At 44.9% G+C, this 24,883-nt stretch carries 21 protein-coding genes; 13 read left to right on the forward strand and 8 right to left on the reverse strand.

Features of this window, described 5'->3' with window-relative positions:
• Window positions 1–7 precede the first annotated feature (7 nt).
• From F0232_RS05855 to F0232_RS05865, 3 genes are all read right to left on the reverse strand, one after another.
• Window positions 8–1,579: an amidase gene (locus F0232_RS05855; protein ID WP_105059231.1), complete on the reverse strand. Its 1,572-nt coding sequence runs from the start codon at window positions 1,577–1,579 to the stop codon at window positions 8–10.
• A gap of 186 nt (window positions 1,580–1,765) precedes the next feature.
• A complete protein-coding gene (locus tag F0232_RS05860) occupies window positions 1,766–3,010 on the reverse strand; it encodes an alpha/beta fold hydrolase (RefSeq protein WP_105059232.1) in 1,245 nt (414 codons plus the stop codon).
• Window positions 3,011–3,169: 159 nt separating this feature from the next.
• On the reverse strand, window positions 3,170–4,432 hold the full coding sequence (locus F0232_RS05865) for an amidohydrolase family protein (protein ID WP_105059233.1): 1,263 nt from the start codon (window positions 4,430–4,432) through the stop codon (window positions 3,170–3,172).
• A 301-nt stretch (window positions 4,433–4,733) separates the two neighbouring features.
• Here F0232_RS05865 and F0232_RS05870 point away from each other — a divergent pair, with 301 nt between their 5' ends.
• A complete protein-coding gene (locus F0232_RS05870) occupies window positions 4,734–5,213 on the forward strand; it encodes a hypothetical protein (protein WP_061031915.1) in 480 nt (159 codons plus the stop codon).
• 438 nt (window positions 5,214–5,651) lie between these two features.
• Complete coding sequence (locus F0232_RS05875; protein ID WP_105059234.1) at window positions 5,652–7,142, forward strand: serine protease; 1,491 nt, start codon at window positions 5,652–5,654, stop codon at window positions 7,140–7,142.
• Window positions 7,143–7,254: 112 nt separating this feature from the next.
• On the opposite strand, the gene F0232_RS05880 is transcribed toward F0232_RS05875, so the two are convergent.
• Window positions 7,255–7,620: a YgiW/YdeI family stress tolerance OB fold protein gene (locus tag F0232_RS05880; RefSeq protein ID WP_061031829.1), complete on the reverse strand. Its 366-nt coding sequence runs from the start codon at window positions 7,618–7,620 to the stop codon at window positions 7,255–7,257.
• A 472-nt stretch (window positions 7,621–8,092) separates the two neighbouring features.
• On the opposite strand from F0232_RS05880, the gene F0232_RS05885 reads away from it, so the two are divergent.
• On the forward strand, window positions 8,093–8,749 hold the full coding sequence (locus F0232_RS05885) for a hypothetical protein (RefSeq protein WP_061031828.1): 657 nt from the start codon (window positions 8,093–8,095) through the stop codon (window positions 8,747–8,749).
• Window positions 8,750–8,902: 153 nt separating this feature from the next.
• Here F0232_RS05885 and F0232_RS05890 read toward each other — a convergent pair whose 3' ends face one another.
• Complete coding sequence (locus F0232_RS05890) at window positions 8,903–10,621, reverse strand: amidohydrolase (protein WP_105059235.1); 1,719 nt, start codon at window positions 10,619–10,621, stop codon at window positions 8,903–8,905.
• Window positions 10,622–10,975: 354 nt separating this feature from the next.
• Between F0232_RS05890 and F0232_RS05895 the strand changes: the two genes are divergently transcribed.
• The 3 genes from F0232_RS05895 (at window position 10,976) to F0232_RS05905 (ending at window position 13,256) form a co-directional block, all read left to right on the forward strand.
• Window positions 10,976–11,938 (forward strand): AraC family transcriptional regulator, encoded by a 963-nt coding sequence (locus F0232_RS05895; protein ID WP_061031826.1) that lies wholly within the window; start codon window positions 10,976–10,978, stop codon window positions 11,936–11,938.
• 147 nt (window positions 11,939–12,085) lie between these two features.
• Window positions 12,086–12,604: a lipocalin family protein gene (locus F0232_RS05900; RefSeq protein ID WP_032498609.1), complete on the forward strand. Its 519-nt coding sequence runs from the start codon at window positions 12,086–12,088 to the stop codon at window positions 12,602–12,604.
• A 109-nt stretch (window positions 12,605–12,713) separates the two neighbouring features.
• Entirely contained in the window at window positions 12,714–13,256 is a 543-nt protein-coding gene (locus F0232_RS05905) for a cytochrome b (protein ID WP_105059236.1), read from the forward strand.
• Between the two features lie 129 nt (window positions 13,257–13,385).
• Here the strand turns inward: F0232_RS05905 and F0232_RS05910 are convergent, their stop codons facing one another.
• Window positions 13,386–13,760 (reverse strand): hypothetical protein, encoded by a 375-nt coding sequence (locus F0232_RS05910; RefSeq protein WP_105059237.1) that lies wholly within the window; start codon window positions 13,758–13,760, stop codon window positions 13,386–13,388.
• A gap of 48 nt (window positions 13,761–13,808) precedes the next feature.
• Entirely contained in the window at window positions 13,809–14,114 is a 306-nt protein-coding gene (locus F0232_RS05915; protein ID WP_105059238.1) for a monooxygenase, read from the reverse strand.
• A gap of 161 nt (window positions 14,115–14,275) precedes the next feature.
• On the opposite strand from F0232_RS05915, the gene F0232_RS05920 reads away from it, so the two are divergent.
• On the forward strand, window positions 14,276–15,187 hold the full coding sequence (locus F0232_RS05920; RefSeq protein ID WP_105059239.1) for a LysR family transcriptional regulator: 912 nt from the start codon (window positions 14,276–14,278) through the stop codon (window positions 15,185–15,187).
• Between the two features lie 42 nt (window positions 15,188–15,229).
• Here the strand turns inward: F0232_RS05920 and F0232_RS05925 are convergent, their stop codons facing one another.
• The gene (locus F0232_RS05925; protein WP_061031821.1) at window positions 15,230–15,844 is read right to left on the reverse strand and encodes a TetR/AcrR family transcriptional regulator; all 615 of its coding nucleotides are present in this window, start codon (window positions 15,842–15,844) and stop codon (window positions 15,230–15,232) included.
• A gap of 236 nt (window positions 15,845–16,080) precedes the next feature.
• Here F0232_RS05925 and F0232_RS05930 point away from each other — a divergent pair, with 236 nt between their 5' ends.
• From F0232_RS05930 to cyoD, 6 genes are all read left to right on the forward strand, one after another.
• Window positions 16,081–17,202, forward strand: a complete 1,122-nt coding sequence (locus tag F0232_RS05930; protein ID WP_105059240.1) for an efflux RND transporter periplasmic adaptor subunit — start codon at window positions 16,081–16,083, stop codon at window positions 17,200–17,202.
• An 8-nt stretch (window positions 17,203–17,210) separates the two neighbouring features.
• A complete protein-coding gene (locus F0232_RS05935; protein WP_105059241.1) occupies window positions 17,211–20,309 on the forward strand; it encodes an efflux RND transporter permease subunit in 3,099 nt (1,032 codons plus the stop codon).
• Between the two features lie 693 nt (window positions 20,310–21,002).
• Entirely contained in the window at window positions 21,003–21,899 is an 897-nt protein-coding gene (cyoA, locus tag F0232_RS05940; RefSeq protein ID WP_008221709.1) for a ubiquinol oxidase subunit II, read from the forward strand.
• Window positions 21,900–21,904: 5 nt separating this feature from the next.
• A complete protein-coding gene (gene cyoB / locus F0232_RS05945; protein WP_061031818.1) occupies window positions 21,905–23,962 on the forward strand; it encodes a cytochrome o ubiquinol oxidase subunit I in 2,058 nt (685 codons plus the stop codon).
• On the forward strand, window positions 23,952–24,569 hold the full coding sequence (gene cyoC / locus F0232_RS05950; RefSeq protein WP_105059242.1) for a cytochrome o ubiquinol oxidase subunit III: 618 nt from the start codon (window positions 23,952–23,954) through the stop codon (window positions 24,567–24,569). Before cyoB ends, cyoC begins: the two co-directional genes overlap by 11 nt.
• Window positions 24,569–24,880, forward strand: a complete 312-nt coding sequence (gene cyoD / locus F0232_RS05955; protein WP_004740018.1) for a cytochrome o ubiquinol oxidase subunit IV — start codon at window positions 24,569–24,571, stop codon at window positions 24,878–24,880. Before cyoC ends, cyoD begins: the two co-directional genes overlap by 1 nt.
• Window positions 24,881–24,883: the final 3 nt, after the last annotated feature.

A 24,883-nucleotide genomic window follows, 5' to 3' on the forward strand; every position in this document is an offset into this window, starting at 1 on the left:
TTGCTTTTTAAAGCGCAATCGGGGCTTTTCTGTTTGCCCAAGGCTTCGCATGTTCTAGTTGATAGGCCAATTCAAATAACAGGCGGTCGTTGCCTCTTGCTGCGGAAAAGTGGCTACCAACTGGAAGGTTCTGTTTGTTCCAATACAAGGGAACCGACATTGCCGGATTGCCTGCCACGTTTTCGATTGGCGTGTAGGACATTAGTTTCTCTGAACGTGCCCATATCTCTTTGCCAGAGTGCGCTTTCTGGTCGAAATATTCGATGTCCAAAGGAACATGGTTTGCACAAGGGGTGAGCCATATGTCGATGTTTTTAAAGAACTCTCGGTTGTGATTGGTCGCGAAGTTTCGGCATCGCTGTTGAGAGTCGATATACAAGCTAGGAGTGGCTTTTAAGCGCGCTTGCATCGTACGAGCTAAATAGACGACGTTGTCGCTCACTTTGTTTGGCATCGATTCTAGCGGCATACCTAAGCGGTCGAATTGCTCAGCAAAGCTTGCCATCTTGTTGCCAAATACGCCCATATAGTTACGCATGAACACATCGCCATCTTGGATTGGCTGCTCAACTTCGATAACGATATGCCCAAGGCTTTCGAGCAAAGAGACCGTAGAACGAATGGCTGCGAGCGTATCTTCATCAGGAAGCCTGCCGTGGATATCTTTAAGGGTGACGCCAATCTTTATCTGACGGTTAAGAGAAGCATTAACCATTCCTATTGGAGTTCGAGGAAAAGGCGTCTCAAAGTTATTTTTTGTATGATGCTCTGTGACTGAAACTGCCAAAGCAGCGTCACGAACGGTTCTCGACATAAACGATTGATGGGTAAAACCTTCGTTTGTTGAGCCATCAGTTAGCCCTGAGATCAAAGATTCTCGACTGGGTTTAAAGCCAAAAATACCAGTTGCTGAAGCAGGCATGCGAGAAGAACCGCCGCCATCTGTAGAATGCACTAAGGGTACATAACCAGCTGCAATCGCTGCTGCGCCACCGCCAGTCGATGAGTGAACACCTCGGCTTAGATCCCATGGGTTACGTGTAGCGCCGTAAAGGGAATTCTGTGTGCAGCCTAGTGTCATCATTTCAGGGATATTCGTCATGCCAATGGTGTTCAGCCCTGCATTTTGAGTCGCACGAATAAACCAAGAGGTCGTGTTGGGTTTTCTGCCTTGGTTTAGCTTCGAACCCTGGGTGCATTCAAGCCCAGCAACATCAACGCAGTCTTTTACCAAGAAAGGGACGCCGGCAAAGGGTGAGTTCGGGTTAAATGAGTTTGCACGCTCTAGCGCTAAGTCAAAGCACTCAGAAACAACGGCATTAACCTGATCATTGGTCTGGCGTATTTTATAGATGGCTTCTTGTACGAATTCTTTTGGCGAGGCTTTTTTGTCTCTTATCAGGTTCGCCATCTCGGTTGCATCGAGTGGCGAGTCAACGCTTTGGTGATCTGAAGGCAAATTGGTTGGCGAAGTTGGCGTTGCACTGGCTAAGGTAGGCAGAGAAATAGCCGCAGCAGAAACTGCACCTTTCCCCATAACTTTGAAAAAATCTCTGCGTTTTAATTCATTGATAGTCATCGTTTCTATCCCAAGTTAGAAAGTCACTATCCTTGTTGAGAAACCTAGCTCGCTAGGCTTAGCGTCACTCCATGTGCTGGTTTATGGGATTAGAATAAAGATTGGCGTGTTGGCTCGCAGTGCAAATACCGCCAATCTTCATACCATTTACGCCAACGGGTTTGTCGGGTGATGTATAGGGAGGGGTTATTGCTCTGCTGTTAGCCAAAACTCGGACAGATCTTCAAACAGATGATCATTATCTAAAATACTCAGATGGTTTTCGTTGTAACCACGAATTTGGTCCGCCTTCAATTGGGCAGGTCGTGATAACTGGCTTGATAAATTGATCACACCATCGTTGCTGTTGGTATTAAATAGGTCGCCCGAGTTATAACCAAAGGCTAAAAAGTGGGGAATGTGAATCTTACTGCTGTCAATGAATAAGTCAGCGATAAATTTCCCGTCTGGATTTAAATCAACCCATGCAGGCATTACTACGGGAGAGTACTCGACCCCTTGTTTAGCAGACTCGACACCACCAAACGGCGAAGAGATGGTGGTTACGCTGCTTACAAAGTCGCATAACTGTCCAATTCGGCACTGACGAATGCTGTTGGTGACGATAAGCCCGCCCATGCTGTGGGCAACAACATGTAGTTGCTGGTTCTTATATTCACTTACAACTGTATGTAATAGATTGTTCAAGCCTTTCGAATTTAAAGATAAAGATAAGCCAGAAGGGTAGTTAAACACCCATATCTGGTATTTAGATTGGTCGATTTTTTGAATGAGAGGGGCGAAATCTAAAGCGGTTGCATTGATCCCGTGCACAAATAAGATTGGGATTTTATTTGGGTCATATTCAGATAGAAAATAGAGCCCGGCGTTGTCCTCAAGTAAGAATGTGAGTGGCTGCCACATACCGAGTTTTGCATTCCCTTTCTCAAAAGGGGGATTCGATAAATCTACCACGGTGCCTATGTCGACGAGGTCTAATTCAATTTTCAATAGTGAGGATAGCGAACGATCAACAAACGCTCTTGGGGCTTCGCTCTCATTAACGGTTAATGATACTTCTATTGTCGACCTGTCTTCGTGATCACGTAGGTTGATTACACTGAAAGCTTCATCGGCTTGTAGGGTAAGATCTTGATTCTTATCTTCAAAGATAAGTAGATAGTGGATGTTATTTGATACATGTAAGTGAATACTGTCACTGTCGATGATGCCATCGTAGCCATCAACCTCGCTTTTGTTGATGTCTTTGATTTGTTCAATCACCACGGCAGAACCGGAGGCTGGTTGATTCAAGGTAATCATGTATTGATTGGTAATGGAGTCGATAGCTTCTATCTCATTAGATAGGTTTCTAAAGTTACCGCACCCTGACAGCAGTGAACTGAGTAATAGCACTGTGCTGATTAGGCGTGCAGTAAGTAATAGCTTCATTCTAATTTCATCCTTAAATAAACTCGTTCCATCATTGAATCAATAGTCTGTGCTTAATAGTAGCAATAAAACAACGCTTAACAAAAAGGCAGGCAAGCGACGAAAAAGTTCGCTTGCCTGCCTTTGAGTTTTAGGTACTCAGTGAGTGAGTATTGAACGCTACAGCGTGTTTTTATACACTTTGCCGTCTTTCATGATCAGTTTCTGTGTATCGGTGTTAGCAACACATGCCACGCCTTCTAGTGGGTTACCGTCGATGATCAATAGGTCGGCATACGCGCCTTCAACGATTTGGCCTAGCTTGCCTTGCTGGTAAGGGTGTTGGTAAGTCGACATCTCGAATAAACGTCCACAGTTTGATGTCGCCATGCGAAGTGCAGTGATGGTATCGAATACTTGCTCGATCGCACCCAGTTCATTCAATTGTGTCGCATGAACGTTGGTTTCACCCACACAGTCAGTACCAAAAGCTATGTTCTGAATATCGTATTTCTTAATCAGTTCTGCTGATTTGAACATGGCTTTGCCTACGCGTTCTGTCTTGCGGTATGTCTCTTCGTTTGGTAACGGGATCTTACGCTCTGCAATCAATGAAGAGGTAAAGTAAGAAGGAATCACCCAAATGCCTTTCTCTTTAATGATCTCTGCAATACCGTCGTCCATGATGGTCGCATGTTCGAAAGACATCACGCCCGCTTCTGCCGCTCGGCGCATTGCATCGGAAGTGTGAATATGCGCAGCAACATAAGTACCGTAATCTGAAGCGGCTTGTACCGCAGCTTTCATCTCGTCAGACGTAAATTGCAATGTGTCTAGCGGGTCAAAAGTTGATGATGCACCGCCACCAGCCATGATCTTGATTTGTGACGCGCCCATAAACAGTTGTTCACGTACCGCTTTCAATACTTCTGAACGGCCATCTGCCACTTTCATTGCGCCAAGCTTCATCATTGGCGAGTCTTCGTGCCCATTAGCCAAACGTTCTTGAGCTTGGTTTTGGCGGTAATCTGAGTGACCGCTGGTTTGTGAAATTGCCGCCATTGAAGGGAGAATTCGTGGGCCAGTTGCGTAGCCGTTATCGATACTTTTCTTAAGACCAAGCGTGTTACCTGCTACGTCACGAATGGTGGTAAAGCCGCGCATCAGCATCTCTTCTGAAATCTTTGCTGAGCGAATCGCTACTTCTTCACGTGTCATAGTATCAATCACATTGAAAGGCGCAGATAGCGTGATATGAACGTGGGCATCAATCAAGCCAGGCATTACTGTGCCACCTTGAGCATCAATAATTTCATCGGCTAACGTAGCGTCAACCTCACCAATTTGAGTGATCAAGTTGTCTTCAATAAGAATAGATACGTTCTCGATTAGGTTGTTATCAACACCGTTAAATACGTTCGCGTTAGTGATTAGCTTTTTCATAGTCTGCACCTTTTGGAAATGAGTGTGTGTCGCTGATGGAGCCATCATAGGCGGTGCAGTATTTTTAAAATTGCCATTTGGTGACAAGCAGTGACGAGACTTATCTTTTCGCACTTTTCTATATTTTTGAGTTTTGCTGTATAGAGGAAAGAGAATTATTGGTACAGAACATGATCAACCAATAAAGATTAATATTTTGAATGGAAAGGGGATGATGTCACCAAATGGTAAGTTTTGTTCTGATTCGAACGCTAAGATGTATTTCAAATCGAGGCTACTTATCAAATTAAAGAGAGACAACATGACTAATTCAGACAAAGTTTACGGATTCAATACACCACAACGTCTATTCGTAGGTTACACGTTAGCTGTGCTGGTGGACCTTGTGGTTCTTAACTTCTTTGATGAGTACTGGGACTTTGTGAATATCGAGTCTTTCACTATCTCTTTGATAGCGGCATTGTTGCTTCAGCTACTATTGAAGCTTTCTATTGGCTTAGAACATAAGATTGCCGAGCACTTTAAAAGCAAGCCGGGTACTGCACCTAAGGTTTACCGAGCAATCACCACTTACATTATCTTGGTGGGCTCAAAATTCGTGATGCTAGAAGCGATTAACCTTCTGTTCGGAGATAAGGTGAGTTTTACAGGCCCTTGGGGCGGTGTGGTCGCTTTCTTCGCTGTGGTATTTACGATTCTGGTTGCTGAAGTGATTGTATCGAAGATCTACTTTGCTCTTGATGACAAGCAAGACGCAAACTTGGATGAAAAGACAGCGTAAGCGAAAGCTGAATAGAAATCGGGAGTTTGAAACGAACTCTCAACTTAGAAGGGTTAGCAGTTTTGCTAGCCCTTTTTAGTTTCTGTTTACCTGCATTCCATTTAACGACTTCTTACTTATTTAATCCACGCAGTTTTAAGTGTGGCAGTTCAAGGCTTTCTATATTGACTATATGAAGAGTATAGCTCTGCCGAAATTATCTTCAGAATAGCAAAATACGCTGCTTACCCATGATTCTTTTTGTGTTCAAGTCGCACACCAATTTGTACAGCGAGAGAGGTACGAATAAGTCCAGTTGAGAGCTATGTTATTGAATGTAAGCAATTGTCGTTGGTGTGAATATTTCTTTACTGAAAACATAATATGCATTTTGTGTCATATTGTTTATTAGCGCATATGTTTGTGGAGGGAACACTACAAATCGATATAGGAAATCCAATGAAAGTAATCTTATCTAACCTTGGGTTAGCGACAACATGTCTATTTTCTTCGTTCGTAAATGCGCAGCCACAATCCCTAGTTCAGCTCAATCTTACTGTTCAGCCACACTTACCCGTTATTGCCAATGAAGTTGAGTACCCATTGTCGCACCAAGCGTTGATTGAGACATCGGGCAACGTGCGCAAACAGCAAATTGAGCATGTGGGGGCATCGTTCATTAAGCTTCACTTCAAGTCGCTTGTTGTGCCGAAAGGCAGTCTATTGCGCTTGAGTTCGAGCACCAATGATGAGGTAGTTGAGTATCGTGACAGCCAGGCAGATTGGTTTGCTCAGTCTATCTCAAGCGAGCGCATGCTGCTTGAGGTTATTCCAAACTCAAAGGGCCAATACGCTGAGTTCGAGATAGATTACTACATGGCGGGCAAGAGTGCTGACGAAGAGGCATTGGCAACGTTATCGACATGTGGTGTTAATGAGCGCAGAGACGTAGCCTGTTGGGAAGAGTCTCATCCAGATAAGGTGGCTTGGACAACCCCCGTAGCAAGGCTACTCATTAATGGGCGTAGTCTATGTACCGCTTGGCGGGTGGGGCCAGATAACCATATGTTCACCAACAACCACTGTGTCGCATCAGAATCAGAACTGAGAAATACAGAGGTATGGTTTAACTATCAGCGCCGTACTTGTGACGGCTCAATGGCCACCACGGTAAAAGTCATGGGGAGTAAGATACTCAGCACTGATTATGATTTGGATTACACACTTTTCACCGTTGATGATTTTTCAAAAATTGAGTCGTTTGGTTACCTAGGCTTAGATGCTCAAGAACCAATCTTTGGCGATGGTATTTACATTCCTCAACACGGAGCTGGTAAGCCGAAAGAACTGGCAATTGAAAGTGACCAAAATGGCTCCGGCATGTGTCAGATTGATGTAGCTTCAACAGGTGGCCGAGGTGCCAATACCGACACTGGCTATTTCTGTGACACCATTGGCGGCTCATCTGGTTCACCTGTTTTGCGTACTGACAACAACAAAGCGATTGCGCTGCATCATTTTGGAGGTTGTGAAAACCAAGGTGTGAAAATCAGTAAGATTTGGCCACTTGTGTCTTCATACTTTGGTGATACGTTACCTGATGGCTCAGTCGGCGAGCCGAACAATGATATTCCCGAGGTGACTTTAGGAAGCCTAATAACCGATCTCGCCGCGACGTCCGGCCAACAAAAAGTGTTTGTGCTCAAAGCAGCAAACCGTACCAGTGATGTAACTGCAACTATCAAGCAAGGAGTGGGGGACGCCGATCTCTACATTCGTTCTGGCGCGCAACCAACGAAAAGTACTTACGATTGCCGACCTTATCGCTCTGGCAACTTTGAAACTTGCGAGGTGCCTAGGGCTGATGAAGATCTCTACATTATGATCAATGCGTTCCGAAGTTTCTCTGGTGTGTCGCTTTCTTTATCGAAATCTCTATCGGAAAATTGAGCTAAGCGGGTTGATAATCAAAAGGCGAGTCATGTAGGCTTTGACTCCTAGTTGATACAAAAAAGGTCAGACAATTATTTCTGACCTTTTTCTTTTTAGCAGGATCGAAAGATTACTTTGCTAGTTGAATCGTGTTTACATCAATAGCAGTGTGTTTCCACTCTTTATCCACTTCACCTTGAATTACAAGTTTTGTTTCAGGTGTTGCTTCAATACCATTCCAATCACGGTGATCAATCTCAACAACAATCTCACCGGTTGAGTCTTTAAATTGGTACTCTTCATCACCTAATGAAGAGACAATATGACCCGTTAATATTACTGGTGTATCGTCTTTTGCTTCTAAAGCCATTTCAACAGTCTTTACTTTCACTGCACTTGGACCGGTAAAGCCACCTTTATCGTTCTGAGTCTTTTGATCTGCGAACGCACTTGTTGATGACAATATCAAGGCACTTACTAATACGATTTTTTTCATTGTATTTTCCCAGCTCATTTTGTCTTTTAGATACCGATAACACTGTGTTATCGGTGATATATTAAATTAGTATAAAGGAGGTATATTATCAATTCTATTTACTGAACACTTATAGGTAAATACCACCCACGTACACGATATTCCTCATTAGAGTAATCCAGGATTGTAAAATTGATCTATTAATTAATCCATACATACATATCTCTTTGTAAGTGGGTACCCTTCTCGTTAATTGGTTCTACATGTCCATTTAAAAAGAATACTCAATAGTTTAGTCTTTGTTAACTATAAGGCCTTTATATTAGTATGGCTAATTTATGGGATTCTTGTTCTTCCATATAAAAACCAAAAATTGAAATATTCACAAAACCAATCATTGCTTCCACCAAGATCACAAATATTGATATGTATTGTGTTGCATATTGGGTTTCTGAGTTATTTTCCTGCCGCCAATCACAAAGGACAAATAACAATGAAAAAAACAATAGCTTTAGTGTCTGTAATCTCTTCTTTTAGTTCGTTTGCTTATGCTGATAATACTAACGTTATCACTGGCGAGTCACCGGAAGGGGTTTACGTTCAATATCAGTCGATTAACCAAGTTACCGAGTCGATGAAGAATGAGGGTTTCACGATGCATCGCTGTGGAATCAAGGCTCTTCGTAATAACATCCAAGCGACTCAGAGCCTAGAAGTTCCTCATAGTCAGATCCAGTGTGTCTACTCTAAGCCTGGCGCATCAACCAGTGAGAAGTCTGAGTTGATCTACTGGCATCTGAATGTGCTTTACAGCATGGCAAATGAACACTTTATTGCGGAGAGTGAGTTTACCGAGCGCTACACTAGCGAGATTTATACACATAGTCCTGAGTATCTTCTTGATATCGGTCCACATTACTACCGTCAGCGTTCTGAAGTTGAAGCGTTGGGAATGAAGGTTGGTGAATGTAATCTACAAAAGATTTATTACTTCAGCGCTCCAACAGAAGAGTCATACTTATCCGATATTGCATCATGTCCAGTGTATAAAACAGATGGAAAACTGTCTGGTAGTATTACAGTGGAAGTTAATCACACACCGGCCAACTTTGGTTATAGTGAACGACTTGTTAAATTTAATGCTATTTAATCATGTAAAGATTTGAGTGGGTTTTTATATTAACAATCTTACTCCATATTTATTTGATTACTCTAAATTAGTATTAAATAAAAAAGGGTTGGTAATAAATACCAACCCTTTTGGATAATTCCCATTAAATTTTTAGCCTTTTACATTGCTTTTTTAGTGGGATGCATCGTAAACCACATCGCCACGCAGTACCGTCATCAGCACTTGAGTCTTGGCGATGCCTCTTGCTGATAAGGTGGTGATATCTTTGTCAAGAATGGCGAAGTCTGCAGACTTCCCAACTTCAATCGTCCCCGTAATATCATCAATTCCTAGGCTTTTAGCTGCGTTGAGGGTGTAAGCGTCGATGGCGGTATAGATATCGGTTAGACCGGTCTTTCCCATGATTAAGCTATTCGCGATGCCAACCAGTGGGTTGATGTCGTGAACGTTCCAGTCACTGCTTAACGTGATATTGGCGTCGGTTTTGAGGATTGCGTCGAGGTTCATCATGGCTTTCGCGCGTCTTGCACCTAAGAAGGCATTAGCCCATTCGTGATCATGTTGCGCGACGTAGTCTGATCCAACTTGGAAATCCGCGGTTACGCCGAGTTGTTTAAATCGTGGAACATCCACATCATTGATCAATTCAACGTGGGTTAGTGTGTATGGCTTTTGCGAACCTTGCTTACGTACGCTCTCGATGGCATCTAAAGATTCTCGAACTGCGCCGTCACCAATAGCATGTATGTGGGCACTAAAGCCGATTTTTTCTAGGGCCGTTAACCACTGTTTCATCTGTGCTGGTGGAATGTAGTTCAAGCCATTAGGAGAATTTGGTAAGTAAGTATCTAAGTAAGGAGCGAGCGTTTTTGCCGTGCCATTGATAAAAATACCATCGCTGTACATTTTCACCTGATCGACTAGCAATAGACGGCTTTTGTTATCTGAGTACATCTTCTCAAACACTTCTAATTGAGAAGGCATCGCCATAGAAGGGTAAACCCAGGGGCGCAATGAGACGCGTGCTGTGAGGTCTTGGTTTTGCTCGGCTTCTAGCCAAACATCGTACCAACCGCGTTTCCAATACATTCTACCGTCACCTATGGTGGTGATACCGTGCGCGGCCGCTTCCTCAAGACCGTACATTAAGCCTTGGTAACTTTGTTCGAAGAGTTCGCTTTGACTGTTCCACGCCATTTCCATGATTTGGTCACCGGCGTTGTCTAGTAAGATGCCATTGAGCTTACCGCTTGCAGGATCTTTTAAATAGGCTCCGCCTTGTGGGGCTGGTGATTGCGGACTAATTCGGGCGATTTTTAGTGCTTTGGAGTTAACCCACATTGAATGTGAAGTCTGCTCCATGATCACGACTGGTCGATTGGGGAAGACACTATCGATGATCTCAAGTGGCGTGTATTCGGAATCGCTATTGAGTGTCGATTCTAATGAAAATCCATACCCCATTAACCATCCTCTGCCGTTTGAATCAGCATTGATTTTGCAGGCTTCTAAGTAGGGGATTTGTTCTTCGAGTGTTGCTTCTGAATCTAGCTCGCAAGCGCCACCCAGCTCAGAGGCGGCTTCAAAAACATGGTTGTGGTTATCTATGAAACCCGGCAGAACAAAAGCATTCCCTAAGTCGATAACGTCGGTATTCTGCCCTTGAAACGTTTTTGTTTGTTCGAGGTCGCCAATAAAAATGATCTTGCCGTCATGGGTAACGATAGAATCGGACTCTCGATGCCCGTATATATCGGCATTAGTGAAAATTTGGTCAGCCGCTTGGCTTTGCACTGCTGATTCAGCTTGTGCGAGAGCTGGTGATACAGCACCTAACATTGTGACTAAAGCGGCTAATGCAGTGCGTGGCAGAGTAAGCTTGTTGCTCATTATTGTGTCTTCCATGTTCCACTGTTTAATAAGTATAGAAAGCGAGTGGTCAGTGTGAAACTTTACATGAATGACGAACAAAAGCCGGGATTACCCCGCGTATTGTGGCTTTGGTATGCCTTTCATGATGGTTATTGTTTCAAACTTTTAAGCAAATCATTCTTGTACTCGGCGTACGAGTGATAGCCATAAAGTTTCCACGTGTGATCACCTTTAATATTGTGGCTGTAGGTGATTTCTCCGATCCACTGCTGACGTGTGGCATGAATCATATCGCGTATTTTTAATAATAAAGTGTCCATAGTTGCTCTCCTGATTAAGTTCACCTGCAGTATATTTAGCGGAGAAAGTTGGATGAGTACCGTTAGCGCAATATCCAATACTTTTCAGTCAAAGTGCTCACTTAAATGGTTTGACGGGTATACTTTCAGTATTAGAGGGTCACAGAGTATCGTAATGAAAGGTTACTTAGAAAAGGTGCCGCAAAGGATTGGTGCGTCATGGCGCTACAAGAAAATCGTTGAAGGCAGCAAGAGTTATGGTTGGCATCGACATGAAGAATATGAGATTGCTATTCATCGTCACTTCTCGGGGCATAGCTTTGTCGGCCACCACCAAAGCGATGTGTTCCATAACCATATGATTTTGGTTGGCCCAGATTTGCCTCATGCCATTTATTCGGAAGAGAGCAGTGATGACTCACGTGTTTGCGAAACTCATGTGATTTGGTTTCGTAAAGATTGGATTGAGCCGTTGATGGCGTGCTGTCGTGAACTTGAACCGTTACGTGTGCTGTTAGAAGACTCAAAGAAAGGGTTGCAATTTTCTCCTAATACCGCTGAGAGGGCAACACAACTGCTAGATAAGGTGATGGAACAGCCTCCTCATCAACAGCTACTGACTCTATTCTCTCTGTTTGCTCTGCTGATTGATGACCAAGAAGTCGTGCAGTTAATTAACCCAACCTTTAACTCGGTTGAAGAAGACGAAGTCAGCGACAAACTAGATAAGGTCGAAGCCTTTCTGATGAATCATTTTATCCACGATATTTCAATAAATGACTTAGCTAGTCATTTGTATGTTAGTGAAAGCAGCGTCAGGCGTCTGTTTCAAAAGCACTACAACGAGAGCTTCAGTCAGCGGTTGAAGAAAATTAGATTAAATGTGGCGTGTGACTTACTGCTCAATACATCTCTGCCTGTGAATTTGATTATGGAAAAAGTCGGTTATGACAACCAAGCTAACTTCAATCGCCAGTTCAAATCTTATAAGCAGGTGACGCCGACTCAATATCGAGAGTCAATGAAGCGACTTTGATTGATTCACCAACGAAACGATTTCCATAAACGTCTGAATAATTTAATGTTATATGAACCATGCTAATGGGGTTCACGTATTAACAAGGACGTAAGTTAAGACTCAAATGACTTACTCGTATTACGATTAAAACAAGTCGAGGTTAGGATGAAGAAAATACTTTTGCTGCTGAGCGTGATTTTATTGGGTGGATGCGTTGGCATGCCAGAAACCGTCAAGCCAGTTCAGCAGTTTGAATTGGATAGATATTTAGGGAAATGGTACGAAGTTGCTCGTTTAGACCACTCGTTTGAGCGCGGCTTAAGTAATGTGAGCGCTGAATACAGCCTACGCGATGATGGCGGCGTGAAAGTGATTAACCGCGGCTATTCGGCTGAAGAGGGCGAATGGAATGAGGCAGAAGGCAAAGCGTATTTTGTTGAAGGTAGCGACCAAGGTTACTTAAAGGTGTCGTTCTTCGGTCCGTTTTATGGCGCCTACGTGGTGTTTGAATTGGAAGAGGAAGGATACCAATACGCGTTCGTTTCTGGGCCCGACACTGATTACTTATGGCTACTCGCAAGAACTCCTGAAGTCGCACCAGAAGTGATGGAGAAGTTTAAAGCCATGTCGAAAGAGCGTGGTTTTAATACCGATGAATTGATTTACGTCGAACACTCAAAATAACGGTATGTAGCGGTTTCTTGGTCTTTACGTAACCTTACGCAAAGACCATGTTAAGTGTAATGATAATGAGTCAAAATAACACCTAGGTCAGAGACATAGAGTGGTCATTATGAATAAATCATTATCTAAACAGACGGTTATTTTCCATTGGCTTACAGGCATTTTGTTTATCGCTGTGTTTGTTATTGGACTTCAATTCGAAGGCATGCCTAGAGGTCCCGAAAAAGGCGAGTTAATGGGGCTGCACAAATCATTGGGTTTGATTGTTTTAGCTGCAGCACTGTTGCGCTTTTTATGGCGCCTTAAAGAGGGCGCAATTAGCAGCGTGGCGGTACTATCTAGAGCACAAGAGATAGCGGCGAAAGGCGTTCATCATTTATTACTGCTTGTGACGTTGGCGATGCCAATTTCTGGCGCTGTGATGAGTGTGGCGGGGGGCCGAGGATTAGATTTATTCGGGATAGAGCTAATTGCCGCCGGTGAGAAAACGGAATGGTTACAATCTGCAGCTTCTTTCGTTCACGTTAACTCAGTTAACTTGATCATGGTGATACTTGCTCTGCATGTCTTAGGCGCATTGAAACACCAGTTTGTCGATAAAGATGGCACACTAAGCCGCATGCTTGGTCGTTCGTCGTCTGCTAGCAGATAACAAAATCAGACATCAAGATTATGTCTTATTTAGCGAGTCTAGCGTTGGTCTTGATAGGAAAAATTAATATAAAAACACTCGGCATGTACCGAGTGTTTTTTTGTTTATGTTACCTGAGAATCATACTCACTAAGCTTGCTTACGCACCTGCAACACGCTCAGTACTGATAGCGAAAGGAAGAACGCTGGGTCGCTCCAACCAAAGCCAACAAAGATGCCCGTGAAAGCGGCATACAGTGTGATGATTGCACCCAGCATATTGGTGACAACCAAGCCTTCGATGAGTTTCTTGGCACTGACTCCCGCTTCAATATCTCGCAGTAACCACGTTATCGCTGCAATACCACCAAGGAAGATACAGGTGTGTTGAGAGAGAAAATAAGCGTACTTATCATTAATTTCCACGCCGTACATAGGCCACATGACCGTTGGTAGAAAAAACAACGCGAAGGCAAAACCTGCGTAAATGATGCCGTGTAGGCTTAAAAACGTTTTATTGTTCATTTGTTATCTCTCTATCTCGTGCCTTTCACTCATTCTCTATTCATTTTATTAGCCGTTGATTGGGCCTTTGTTAATGGTAGTTAATGGTTGATTGACGTCAAAAATCACGCCGCGAACTTCATCAACGCCCATCTCTTTTAAGCGAGCGGCATGCATTGTTAGGTAATTTTCTGCGCTGAGTTGGTCTTCAAAAAGGTAGACACCACCGCCTAGCTTTTCGGCTTGGTTTTCTGTCCAGATTTTCCAGATCATACCCGGCTCGTTGTTGATGGACTTAGCTAGGTCTACGAGTGCGTTCGACATCTCTTCACCGAAAGGGCCTGAAAATTCAAAATCAACTTGTAGTAGTTTCATGGTGTTTCTCCGTTTAGCAAATTCCGTTTAACAAAATCCGCTTAAAAATAGGGGTTTAAGACAAACAAGCCATTCTCGTTTGTTGTTGAGATTTATATTACCTGTAAAAAACAGACAGAAAAGTTCATAATGTTGCCACTAACTGTCAGGATTTTAGACCGATGAGATTAAAGACTACCCTCGACCAATGGCAAACACTCTATGAGATAGACCGCGCTGGCAGCATTCAGGCGGCGGCATTGCAGCTCAACAAGAGTCATACCACGCTGATCTATGCATTGAGAAAATTGGAAGACCAGTTGGGTGTATCTTTGGTTCAGGTTGAAGGTCGAAGGGCAGTGTTATCGGAAGACGGCAAAGCGTTATTGCGCAGGGCGAGCAGTATGCTGGAACAAGCTCGGGAATTGGAGTTGATCAGTGAACAGTTAGGAAAGGGTGTGGAGTCTGAAATTGTGGTCGCCGTTGACCATTTGTGCTGCCTTGAGCGCCTTTATAAGCCGATGGCTGCGTTTATGGCCGAGAACAACACCACCTCAATCCAAGTGGTTGAAACGTCATTGTCGAAGACTACTGAAATGGTCACTCAAGAACGAGCCGATGTTGCTATCATTAACCTTCCAATTACCAACTATTCGGCCGAAGCCTTTGGGTTCACTATGATGGAGCCCGTTGTCGCAAGTTCGCACTCTTTGGCTAACGTGTCATCTATATCGCTCAACCAACTGTCGTCGCTGCCACAAATTGTGGTGAGAGATTTAGGTGCTCAAGGTAGTCAAGGCAATAAAAAGCTAGGCGAGAAAAAAGATGTCGGCTGGTTGAAGTCGAGCCAGCGTATTACGGTCGATAATTTCGATCATGCCTTTGGTGCAGTAGAGCAGGGCGTAGGTTATTGCAGGCTACCAAAACATATTGTTGATAGCCGAGGCAGTGACAAGCTTACCGTGTTGAATGTAGAAAAGGGCAGTGGTTATCAGGTTCCATTGCATCTGACTCTGCCGAAAGGTGCGAAGACGGGCCCCGCCGCGAAACATTTCTATGAACTGCTTCTTGAATCAGCCCGGAATGCGGACTAAGTGATATGAGAAACTGAGCTATGAGCTATGAGCTATGAGCGATTAACGAGGCTGGTTTCCATTCAAAAAAAGTGCAACGCATTCGCGCGTGTAGTTGAGCCTTTCCTCATCAGATTCGCCGCTATCATGGCCGAAGAACGACCAATACGCTGACTTGCCATGAAACATCAGCAGCAGTTGACGAGCTGCAATGATCGGTGAGCTAGACGTCGACAGAGTAAGGTCTCCAGAATCTATTTTCGATTGCAGGTAATCGGCGAGTAACTTGGTGGTTTTTTGAGGGCCGGTCTCTAAATAGATAGAGGCGATCTCTGGGTGCGTGTTGGATTGACTGACCGCGTTCTGAAAGGTTTGTCGTGACTGTTCATCTAGCAATAAGTCCTGAAACTTGACACCAAACTTCACCAATTCTTCTTCCAAAGTGGCGCCCATGTCAAAGGCTGAATGGCTCAGCTCACGCTCGGCACATTTGGTTTGCATGCAGGTTTCAAAAAGAACGTCTTTGCTTTTAAAGTGAGAGTAGACCGTTTGCTTGGAAACGTTCGCTGCTTTGGCTATCTGATCCATATTGATCTTGAAGCCATGTTCAGAGAAAAGTTTACTTGCTGCGGTTAAGATCTGCGATCTCTTCTGTTCACTCTTGATGATTTTCGTCACGTGCTTGCTTCTCGTTACTTGGTGTTGGGTCGCTACCTAGCTTGTCTCTTTGCTTAATGTCTATTGATATTCAGTAATAGGTATCTCATTTGGCGCTAAGCATTATGCTTTTTGTGATGGTTTTATCAATCACTAACGATGAAATTTATTTTTAACATAATCAAACTAGACAGTCTAGTTTGGTTTGGTTAGTCTAAAAAAAGAACATAATTGAGTACCGCATAGGAACAGTGAGTATGTATGAATTGATGAAGGGAAGCGCAGTAGCCGTGGCGTTGTCGACTCTTCTTGTTGGGTGTGGTGAAAACACACAAGCCGAGACACCTTCCGATGCAGCGGTCACTGCTGAATCGAACAGTACCGAATCGACAGTGTTAACGGTAGAAACTGTTGCCCTAGAACGCTCTTCATCATACGAAGTACAACGTGAATATGTCGGTGTGGTCAAAGCGGGTCAACAGGCGAATCTCGGCTTTGAATTGGCGGGGAAAGTTAACGAAATTCTGGTGGATGTCGGTGACACAGTCACAGAAGGTCAGCCGTTAATCAAGTTAGATACTCAGCTGTTGAAGACCGAATCGAGCCAACTAAAAGCACAAGCTGAAGAAGTGAAAGCCCAGTTGAGCCTTGTTGCTGCGAACTTAAAACGTCAACGTTCACTGAAAGCAAAAGGCTTTAGTGCCGAAGCAGAAATCGATTCGTTAACCAGTGAGCAGCGTGTATTACAAGCGAACTTACTGCGCATTGACGCCTCGGTAAAAGGTAACGACCTCAAATTGGTTAAATCGACGATTCTTGCTCCTTATTCAGGCACTATCGCAACGCGTTTTGTTTCGTTAGGTGATGTGGTCAATGTTGGCAATCCAACTCTTACATTACTGGCATCGGAAGGCAAAGAAGCGTTTATCGGTATTCCTGCCCATCAGATGACAAAGGTAACCTCACTCTCTTCGCCAAGCATTCGTGTTGGGCGAGATGATTATGATGTAACGTTGTTGAATCCGGGTGCCATGGTCGACACGCAATCCCGCAGTGTTGGTTTACGCTATCTTTTCCCTGAGCAAGCCACTGTTTTAGAAGGTCAACTGGCCTACCTTAAGTTTGACGAGCAAATCGACGACCAAGGTTATTGGGTGCCTTTAACTGGTTTGATTGATGGTTTGCGCGGTGTTTGGAACATCTTTGTGATTGGTGATGGCAGCAAGGTTGAACGTAGAAGTGTTCAGGTGTTGTTTGCGAACAATCAACAAGCGTATGTGAGTGGTGCGATTGAAGATGGCGAGCAGGTTATCGCGAGTGGTTTGCATCGCTTGGTTCCGGGCCAAACCGTGAAGCCAGTAACCACTGCTGCGGAATAGGGAATAGTATGAAAATCATAGAGACTATTTCCAATACCCGATTACTGATCTTAATGACCGCGCTGCTGATGGTGAGTGGCATTTCAGCCTTCATGACGCTGCCGCGCGCAGAAGATCCGGTGATCATCAACCGTTATGCAAACATCACAACCAGCTTTCCCGGTGCAAGTGCCGAACGTGTAGAAACCTTGGTTACTGAGGTGATTGAGAACAAGCTACGTGAGCTGAGTGAAGTTAAACTGGTGAGCTCAACCTCAAGGCCGAGCGTGTCTATTGTAACGCTTGAGCTTGATGACACTATCACTGAGCCCGAACCCGTTTGGTCGCAAGCACGTGACAAACTGTCTGATATCGAATCCATTTTACCAGCGGGTGCCCATTCTCCCGATCTCGACAGTGACCATACCTATGCTTTCACTACCATTGCTTCTTTGACTTGGTCTGGTGCGGGTGAGCCTGATCGCTTAACTCTGGGGCGTTATGCCAAAGAACTGGCTAAGCGGTTGAGAACCCTTTCAGGCACTGAGTTTGTTGATGAATACGGGATGCCTCAAGAAGAAATCCAGATAAGTTTACGAACTGCTGATGCCGCTGCGCTTGGTCGCTCTAGTTCAAACATCGCAGAGTCTCTAGAAGGGGCAGATGCTAAGAACTCAGCAGGCGAACTGGTCAGTGCTTATTCTCGATTTGGTTTAGAGATTGAATCGGAACTTGATTCGATTGAACGTATTAAGCAAGTCCCTATCGCGACGGATAGCAATGGTCACATCATCCGCATGGAAGACATCGCTTCGGTAAGGCGTGGTGAGAAAACCCCACAAGATCAGATTGCCATTATTGATGGTGAACCGGGTGTGATCGTCGCGGCGCGAATGCACCCTGACCTGCGGGTTGATAACTGGACGTCACGTGCGAATGCTCTGATTGAGAAGTTTCAACAAGAGCTGCCAAGCAATATCGATGTCACCGTGCTGTTCAATCAGCAGGGCTATACCGAAACTCGCCTAGATGATTTAGGCAAAAGCTTGATGATCGGTTTTGGCTTGATCTTGATTGTATTGTTCGTGACCTTGGGTGTCCGTGCGGCAATATTGGTGGCTATTTCGCTGCCACTCACTTCGCTGCTTACGCTATCGATCATGAAAATGACCGGTGTGCCAATCAACCAGATGTCGGTAACGGGCTTGATTGTTGCGCTCGGGATCATGGTCGATAACGCGGTGGTGATGGTTGATACCATTCAGGCCTATCGATTGAAAGGGCAGCACAGAGCAGAAGCAACCATGAATGCGCTGAAGCACTTGTGGGTGCCTTTGTTGGGCTCAACCTTGACCACGGTATTGGCGTTTGCGCCGATCATTTTGATGCCAGGTGCATCCGGTGAATTTGTCGGTGGTATTGCGATTACCGTTTCTTTCTCATTGATCGGTTCTTACATTATCTCGCACACCTTAATTGCTGGCTTAGCGACAAGGTTACTGCCGAAACAATTGAGTGATGTGGACAAGAAGGGGCAACATCACTGGTACATGACGGGCTTAAGAATTCCTGCTCTAACACGTTGGTTCTCATCTTCAGTCCGTTTTGGTGTCACACATCCAATCATCACAATTGCTTTGGTATTGTTGGTGCCGTTTACTGGCTACTGGAGCATGTCTCAGCTGACTGAGCAGTTCTTCCCGCCATCAGACAGAGACATGTTTGAGATTCAGGTGTACATGCCGCCTCAAGCGAGCATTTATGCGACCAAGAATACCTCGGAAAAAATAGACGACATCATCCATCGCTATCCAGAAGTTGAGCGCATTGATTGGTTGGTGGGCGCAAACTTCCCGTCTTTCTATTACAACTTACAAGCAAGACAAAATAACGCGCCGTACTTCTCGCAAGCCATGGTGAAAACGGAAAACTTTGCTCAAGCCAACGCGCTGATTCCTGAGTTGCAAAAGGTGTTGGATGAAGAGGTACCGGAAGCACAAATCTTGGTACGCAAGCTTAACCAAGGCCCTCCATTTACTGCGCCAGTTGAGCTACGTGTTTATGGTGAAAACCTCGATACCTTGAAAGCGATTGGTGAAGATGTTCGCTTGATCTTAGCGGGTGTTCCTCATGTGACTCACACGCGAGAAACCTTGCAGCCGGGTACACCTAAGGTGTGGCTGAAGGTCGATGAAGACACGGCAAAACTCAACGGTATTTCACTGAATCAGTTTGCTGGCATGTTGCAAACTACACTGACTGGTCGCGAAAGTGGCTCTGTGATTGAGGGCAGTGAGTCAGTACCAATCCGTGTTCGTGTTGCGGATGAAGCCCGTGAAAACCTTGCGCATTTAAGTAATATTCGTTTGCCAATCAGCTCTGAGGTGTACTCAACGGGGATTAATGTTTCGACTCTGGCTGAGCTCGAACTGACCACCAGTCGCGGTGCGATTACTCGTCGCAACGGACAGCGTGTCAACACCATAGAGGGCTACATTGAAGCGGGCATCTTGCCGCAAACCGTGCTCAATGAGTTCCAAAAACGATTGGAAAGTTACGTAATTCCATCGGGTTACAGCATCGATTTTGGCGGCGAATCCGCAGAGCGCGATCACTCGGTAAATAGTCTTATCTCGAATGTCGCCGTTGTGGTTGTGTTGATGGTGTTGGTTGTCGTGATGTCTTTTAACTCGTTTAGGCTAAGTAGCATCATCTTTATGGTAGCGGCATTGGCTGGTGGGCTAGGGTTGTTATCGGTGTGGATCTTCGGCTATCCATTTGGCTTTACGGTGATCATAGCGATGCTCGGAATTGCGGGGCTAGCGATTAATGCAGCCATCGTTATTTTGACTGAGTTGAAACTGGATGAACAAGCCTCATCAGGCAATATTGATGCGGTCGTAGAGGCGGTGATGTCGTGTACTCGTCATATCAGCTCGACCACGATTACAACCGTTGGCGGTTTTATGCCATTGATCATCGCTGGTGGTGGCTTTTGGCCTCCGTTCGCGGTCGCGATTGTTGGCGGTACGGTATTAACCACACTTATCTCATTCTATTTCGTGCCTGTGGTTTATCATCTGATGACTAAAAAACAGCGCAAAACCGTGGCACCACAAGCGGCATAATTGACAAATCAGCGCCCTTATTTTCCTCGAAGTGGGAGAGTAAGGGCGTGCTTGTCTCTGTATTTTGACGGCAAAACGACTCCTTTTACTCGGCTTTGGCTTCATTGGCCTTCTATTTCGATACCCATCATCGTGATGAAATGAAGCTTATTATTCATATTGATAATGAATGCCTCGTGCTAACAATTTTATTTATGAATACCATTAAACTTGTATGTGAAATCATAAATTTGAACCAGATCACACTTTGTTTAATTCGCGATTTCTAATGTAGTTCATCGCTGTGGTCGTCGTTGGCTACCTCTCCCTTCGTCAATTGTTTCATTACCATTCCTTTCCACAATTAGCTTCGCTGATGTAGCACGTTTATCTTGCGCATCTGTTTCTCGACTCATTTCAGCCATTTAACTTTCATAACTGGAAGGTTAGTTTCCAAGTTTGCTGGGTGAGCTTTCAATCCCAACTCCCCATAATGCGCCAAATGTAACAATGTATTTCAAAGTGTAACAATTAAGTCATAATTTTTGTGTGGTTTTAACCGTGCGGTAATGTTTTCACCAAGCAAAATCAGGCTCAATTCGGCTTCCCTTTGAGATGCAGCGTTTCACATGCTCAACACATAAATATTCTAATGACCATGATAACCAGTACTCGGACGTTCGATTTGAGACTGGATAACCATCGAGAAAGTTAATGGAAGCTTCAAGATATAAACGCATTTTATCGAGAGCAAACCTGTCGAGGATTGGTTTGGTGGCAACTGCCCTGATGCTCGAAGGATGCAACTCCGCATTGCTCGACCCTAAAGGTAGTGTTGGCGTTCAGGAAAAAGAGCTGATTATTACTGCTTTGCTTCTGATGCTGATTGTCGTTATCCCTGTGATCCTAATGACGGTCTACTTTGCTTATAGATACCGCGAAACCAATACCACGGAAGAGTATGCACCTGACTGGGCGCACTCGACCAAGATTGAAATCGTAGTATGGACGATTCCAATCATCATTATTGCGATTCTTGCGACCATCACTTGGCGTTCAACACACGAACTAGAGCCATCTAAGCCTCTAGAGAGTGATGTACAGCCAATGGTGATTGAAGTGGTATCGCTGGACTGGAAATGGCTGTTCATCTACCCGGAACAACACATTGCAACGGTTAACTACGTGGCGTTCCCGAAAGATGTACCTGTTACGTTTAGGCTGACTTCAGACAACATCATGAACGCGTTCTTTATCCCGCGTCTTGGTTCGCAGATCTACGCGATGCCGGGAATGGTGACCAAGTTGAACTTGATTGCAAACCACGAAGGTGACTTCAAAGGTTTTGCGTCGAACTACAGTGGCGAAGGTTTCTCTCAGATGAAATTCACCGCATCAGCACTGCCTGATCAAGTGGCATTTTTAAACTGGGTGGAGACGGTGAAGGCAAGCCCTGATCGCATTGAAGATTGGGAGCAGTTCCGTTCACTGGCAGCGCCAAGTGTCGCTGAACCTGTGACGCTGTTTTCTAGTGTCCCACCATTTTTGTTCACTGATGTTGTGACCCAGCACCCTGGTTCAATGAACTGTTTGCCGGAAAACCAAGGATAATCGTAATGTTTGGAAGATTAACTCTAGAGTCCATTCCCTACCACGAACCTATTATCGTCGTGACACTTGCGGTGATTGCGCTGGTTGGTTTGGCTGTTGTTGCTGCGGTAACGAAAGCAGGGAAATGGCAATACTTATGGAATGAATGGTTTACTTCAGTAGACCACAAAAAACTGGGCTTCATGTACATTGCTGTTGCAATGATCATGTTGATTCGTGGTTTTGCCGATGCGGTAATGATGCGTAGTCAGCAGTTGCTATCCGCTGCTGGCGAGAGCGGTTACTTACCACCGCATCACTATGATCAGATCTTTACCGCTCACGGTGTGATCATGATTTTCTTTGTAGCGATGCCGCTGGTTATTGGTTTGATGAACATCATCGTACCGCTGCAAATCGGTGCTCGTGATGTCGCGTTCCCTTATCTAAACAACCTGAGTTTCTGGTTGTTTGTTGTGGGCGTGATCCTAACCAATATGTCACTAGGCCTTGGTGAATTTGGCCGTACAGGTTGGCTGGCTTATCCGCCACTATCAGGTATTGAGGCAAGCCCTGGAGTCGGGGTGGACTATTGGATATGGGCGCTGCAAATATCTGGTGTCGGTACAACGCTAACGGGCGTGAACTTCTTCGCGACCATTCTGCGCATGCGTACTCCGTCTATGCCAATGATGAAGATGCCTGTGTTCACGTGGGCGTCTCTGTGTGCCAACATTCTGATCATCATCTCTTTCCCGATCCTAACGGTAACCATCGCGCTACTGACGCTGGATAGATACATCGGCACGCACTTCTTCACCAATGATCTTGGTGGCAACGTGATGATGTATGTGAACCTGATTTGGGCATGGGGACACCCAGAGGTGTACATCCTAATCTTGCCTATCTTCGGTGTGTTCTCTGAAGTGACAGCAACGTTCGCACGTAAAAAGCTATTTGGTTACACCTCACTGGTTTGGGCAACGGTTGCAATCACTATCCTTGCGTTTGTCGTTTGGCTGCACCACTTCTTCACTATGGGTTCTGGCGCGAATGTGAATGCCTTCTTTGGTATCGCAACCATGATTATCTCTATCCCGACCGGGGTTAAGATTTTCAACTGGCTGTTCACCATGTACAAAGGCCGCATCCGTTTCACAACACCTATGCTGTGGACTGTTGGTTTCCTTATCACTTTCACCGTTGGTGGTATGACGGGCGTACTAATGGCAGTACCGGGTGCAGACTTCATTCTGCATAACTCAGTATTCCTGATTGCTCACTTCCACAACGTGATCATTGGTGGCGTAGTATTCGGTTGTTTTGCGGCGATTGGCTACTGGTTCCCGAAAGCGACAGGTTTCACTCTGAACGAAGTTTGGGGTAAACGTGCGTTTTACTGCTGGATCATCGGTTTCTTGATGGCGTTCTTACCGCTTTACGCTCTTGGTTTCATGGGCATGACGCGTCGTTTGAGCCAAGATATTAACCCTGAATTCTTACCTCTACTGGCGGTTGCGGCTGCAGGTACTGGTGTGATTGCGATGGGTGTTGTGTGTCAGTTTGTTCAGTTCTTCGTGAGTGTTCGTGACCGTGACCAAAACCGCGACCTTACTGGTGACCCATGGGATGGACGTACTTTTGAATGGGCAACGTCTTCACCACCGCCGTTCTACAACTTTGCAAAACTGCCTAAGGGCGATGAGCTAGATGCGTTCTGGTATCAAAAGCAAAGTGGTGAGTTCGATCCAACTCAGGAAGAAGAATACGAACGTATCCACATGCCGAAGAACACACCGACAGGTATTTATGTATCTGCATGGTCGTTGGTATTTGGTTTCGCAATGATCTGGTACATCTGGTGGCTAGCGGCGGCAAGCCTGGTTGGTATTGTTGTGACGTGTATTCAACACAGCTACAACGACGATGTTGACTACTACGTAGAAGTGGAAGAGATCAAAGCGATTGAAGCGGCTCGACGTGCACAGTTAGCAGAAGCGAAAAAACAGTCGGTGGGTGAGAACAGCGCTGACGGTGATAACAACACAAATAAAGATGATTTGGAGACGACGTATGCAAGCTAATACTCCGTCGCACACTTACGATCTTGCACACTCGCATGATCATCACCATGACTCAGCGGGCAACAAGCTGTTTGGCTTCTGGGTTTACTTGATGAGTGACTGTGTGCTGTTTGCCACGCTTTTCGCGACTTATGCCGTGTTAGAAAGTGGCTCTATTGCAGGACCAACGGGTAAAGACATCTTCGAACTTCCGTTCGTGTTTGTGGAAACTATGATGCTGCTGTTCAGTAGTATCACCTTCGGTTTTGGCATGATCGCAATGAAACGCCAAGACGTTGCTGGTCTGAAAAAGTGGCTAAAAGTAACGTTTATGCTGGGTTTAGCCTTTATCTGTATGGAAGTGTATGAGTTCCATCATTTGATTGCTGAAGGTTATGGCCCTCAAGAGAGTGCGTTCCTATCTGCGTTCTTTACCTTGGTAGGTACACACGGCTTGCACGTAACGTTTGGTCTTATTTGGATGGCAGTAGCGTATCACCAGCTTTCAACCAAAGGCTTGAACGACAACATGTCGATGCGCTTTCAGTGCTTGAGCTTGTTCTGGCACTTTCTAGATATCGTTTGGATTTGTGTATTTACCATCGTGTACTTAATGGGGGTGATGTAATGGAACAGCATCTAGACAGTGGCGCAAAAGATTACGTGATTGGCTTTGTTGCATCACTGATTCTGACCATTATTCCGTTCTATGTTGTGTGGGCGCATGCGCTTCCAAGTACTGAGACTTACGTAGTTCTGTTTGGCTGTGCGCTAGTGCAGATCTTCGTACACTTTAAGTACTTCCTACATATGGAAGTGAAAACAACCGATGGTCAGTGGAACTTAGTATCACTGATGTTTACAGCCATTGTTGTATTGATCCTGATCGCTGGCTCGGTGTGGATCATCTACAACATGAACGTCAACATGAAGTTGTAGGCT

The organism is Vibrio sp. T3Y01, assembly GCF_013114525.1.
Lineage (GTDB): Bacteria > Pseudomonadota > Gammaproteobacteria > Enterobacterales > Vibrionaceae > Vibrio > Vibrio chagasii_B.

Bases quoted from the DNA above. Each gene is read 5' to 3' on its own strand.
- F0232_RS05855 (WP_105059231.1), bottom strand. From the start codon at position 1,579: ATGACTATCAATGAATTAAAACGCAGAGATTTTTTCAAAGTTATGGGG.
- F0232_RS05860 (WP_105059232.1), bottom strand. From the start codon at position 3,010: ATGAAGCTATTACTTACTGCACGCCTAATCAGCACAGTGCTATTACTC.
- F0232_RS05865 (WP_105059233.1), bottom strand. From the start codon at position 4,432: ATGAAAAAGCTAATCACTAACGCGAACGTATTTAACGGTGTTGATAAC.
- F0232_RS05870 (WP_061031915.1), top strand. From the start codon at position 4,734: ATGACTAATTCAGACAAAGTTTACGGATTCAATACACCACAACGTCTA.
- F0232_RS05875 (WP_105059234.1), top strand. From the start codon at position 5,652: ATGAAAGTAATCTTATCTAACCTTGGGTTAGCGACAACATGTCTATTT.
- F0232_RS05880 (WP_061031829.1), bottom strand. From the start codon at position 7,620: ATGAAAAAAATCGTATTAGTAAGTGCCTTGATATTGTCATCAACAAGT.
- F0232_RS05885 (WP_061031828.1), top strand. From the start codon at position 8,093: ATGAAAAAAACAATAGCTTTAGTGTCTGTAATCTCTTCTTTTAGTTCG.
- F0232_RS05890 (WP_105059235.1), bottom strand. From the start codon at position 10,621: ATGAGCAACAAGCTTACTCTGCCACGCACTGCATTAGCCGCTTTAGTC.
- F0232_RS05895 (WP_061031826.1), top strand. From the start codon at position 10,976: ATGAGTACCGTTAGCGCAATATCCAATACTTTTCAGTCAAAGTGCTCA.
- F0232_RS05900 (WP_032498609.1), top strand. From the start codon at position 12,086: ATGAAGAAAATACTTTTGCTGCTGAGCGTGATTTTATTGGGTGGATGC.
- F0232_RS05905 (WP_105059236.1), top strand. From the start codon at position 12,714: ATGAATAAATCATTATCTAAACAGACGGTTATTTTCCATTGGCTTACA.
- F0232_RS05910 (WP_105059237.1), bottom strand. From the start codon at position 13,760: ATGAACAATAAAACGTTTTTAAGCCTACACGGCATCATTTACGCAGGT.
- F0232_RS05915 (WP_105059238.1), bottom strand. From the start codon at position 14,114: ATGAAACTACTACAAGTTGATTTTGAATTTTCAGGCCCTTTCGGTGAA.
- F0232_RS05920 (WP_105059239.1), top strand. From the start codon at position 14,276: ATGAGATTAAAGACTACCCTCGACCAATGGCAAACACTCTATGAGATA.
- F0232_RS05930 (WP_105059240.1), top strand. From the start codon at position 16,081: ATGTATGAATTGATGAAGGGAAGCGCAGTAGCCGTGGCGTTGTCGACT.
- F0232_RS05935 (WP_105059241.1), top strand. From the start codon at position 17,211: ATGAAAATCATAGAGACTATTTCCAATACCCGATTACTGATCTTAATG.
- cyoA (WP_008221709.1), top strand. From the start codon at position 21,003: ATGGAAGCTTCAAGATATAAACGCATTTTATCGAGAGCAAACCTGTCG.
- cyoB (WP_061031818.1), top strand. From the start codon at position 21,905: ATGTTTGGAAGATTAACTCTAGAGTCCATTCCCTACCACGAACCTATT.
- cyoC (WP_105059242.1), top strand. From the start codon at position 23,952: ATGCAAGCTAATACTCCGTCGCACACTTACGATCTTGCACACTCGCAT.
- cyoD (WP_004740018.1), top strand. From the start codon at position 24,569: ATGGAACAGCATCTAGACAGTGGCGCAAAAGATTACGTGATTGGCTTT.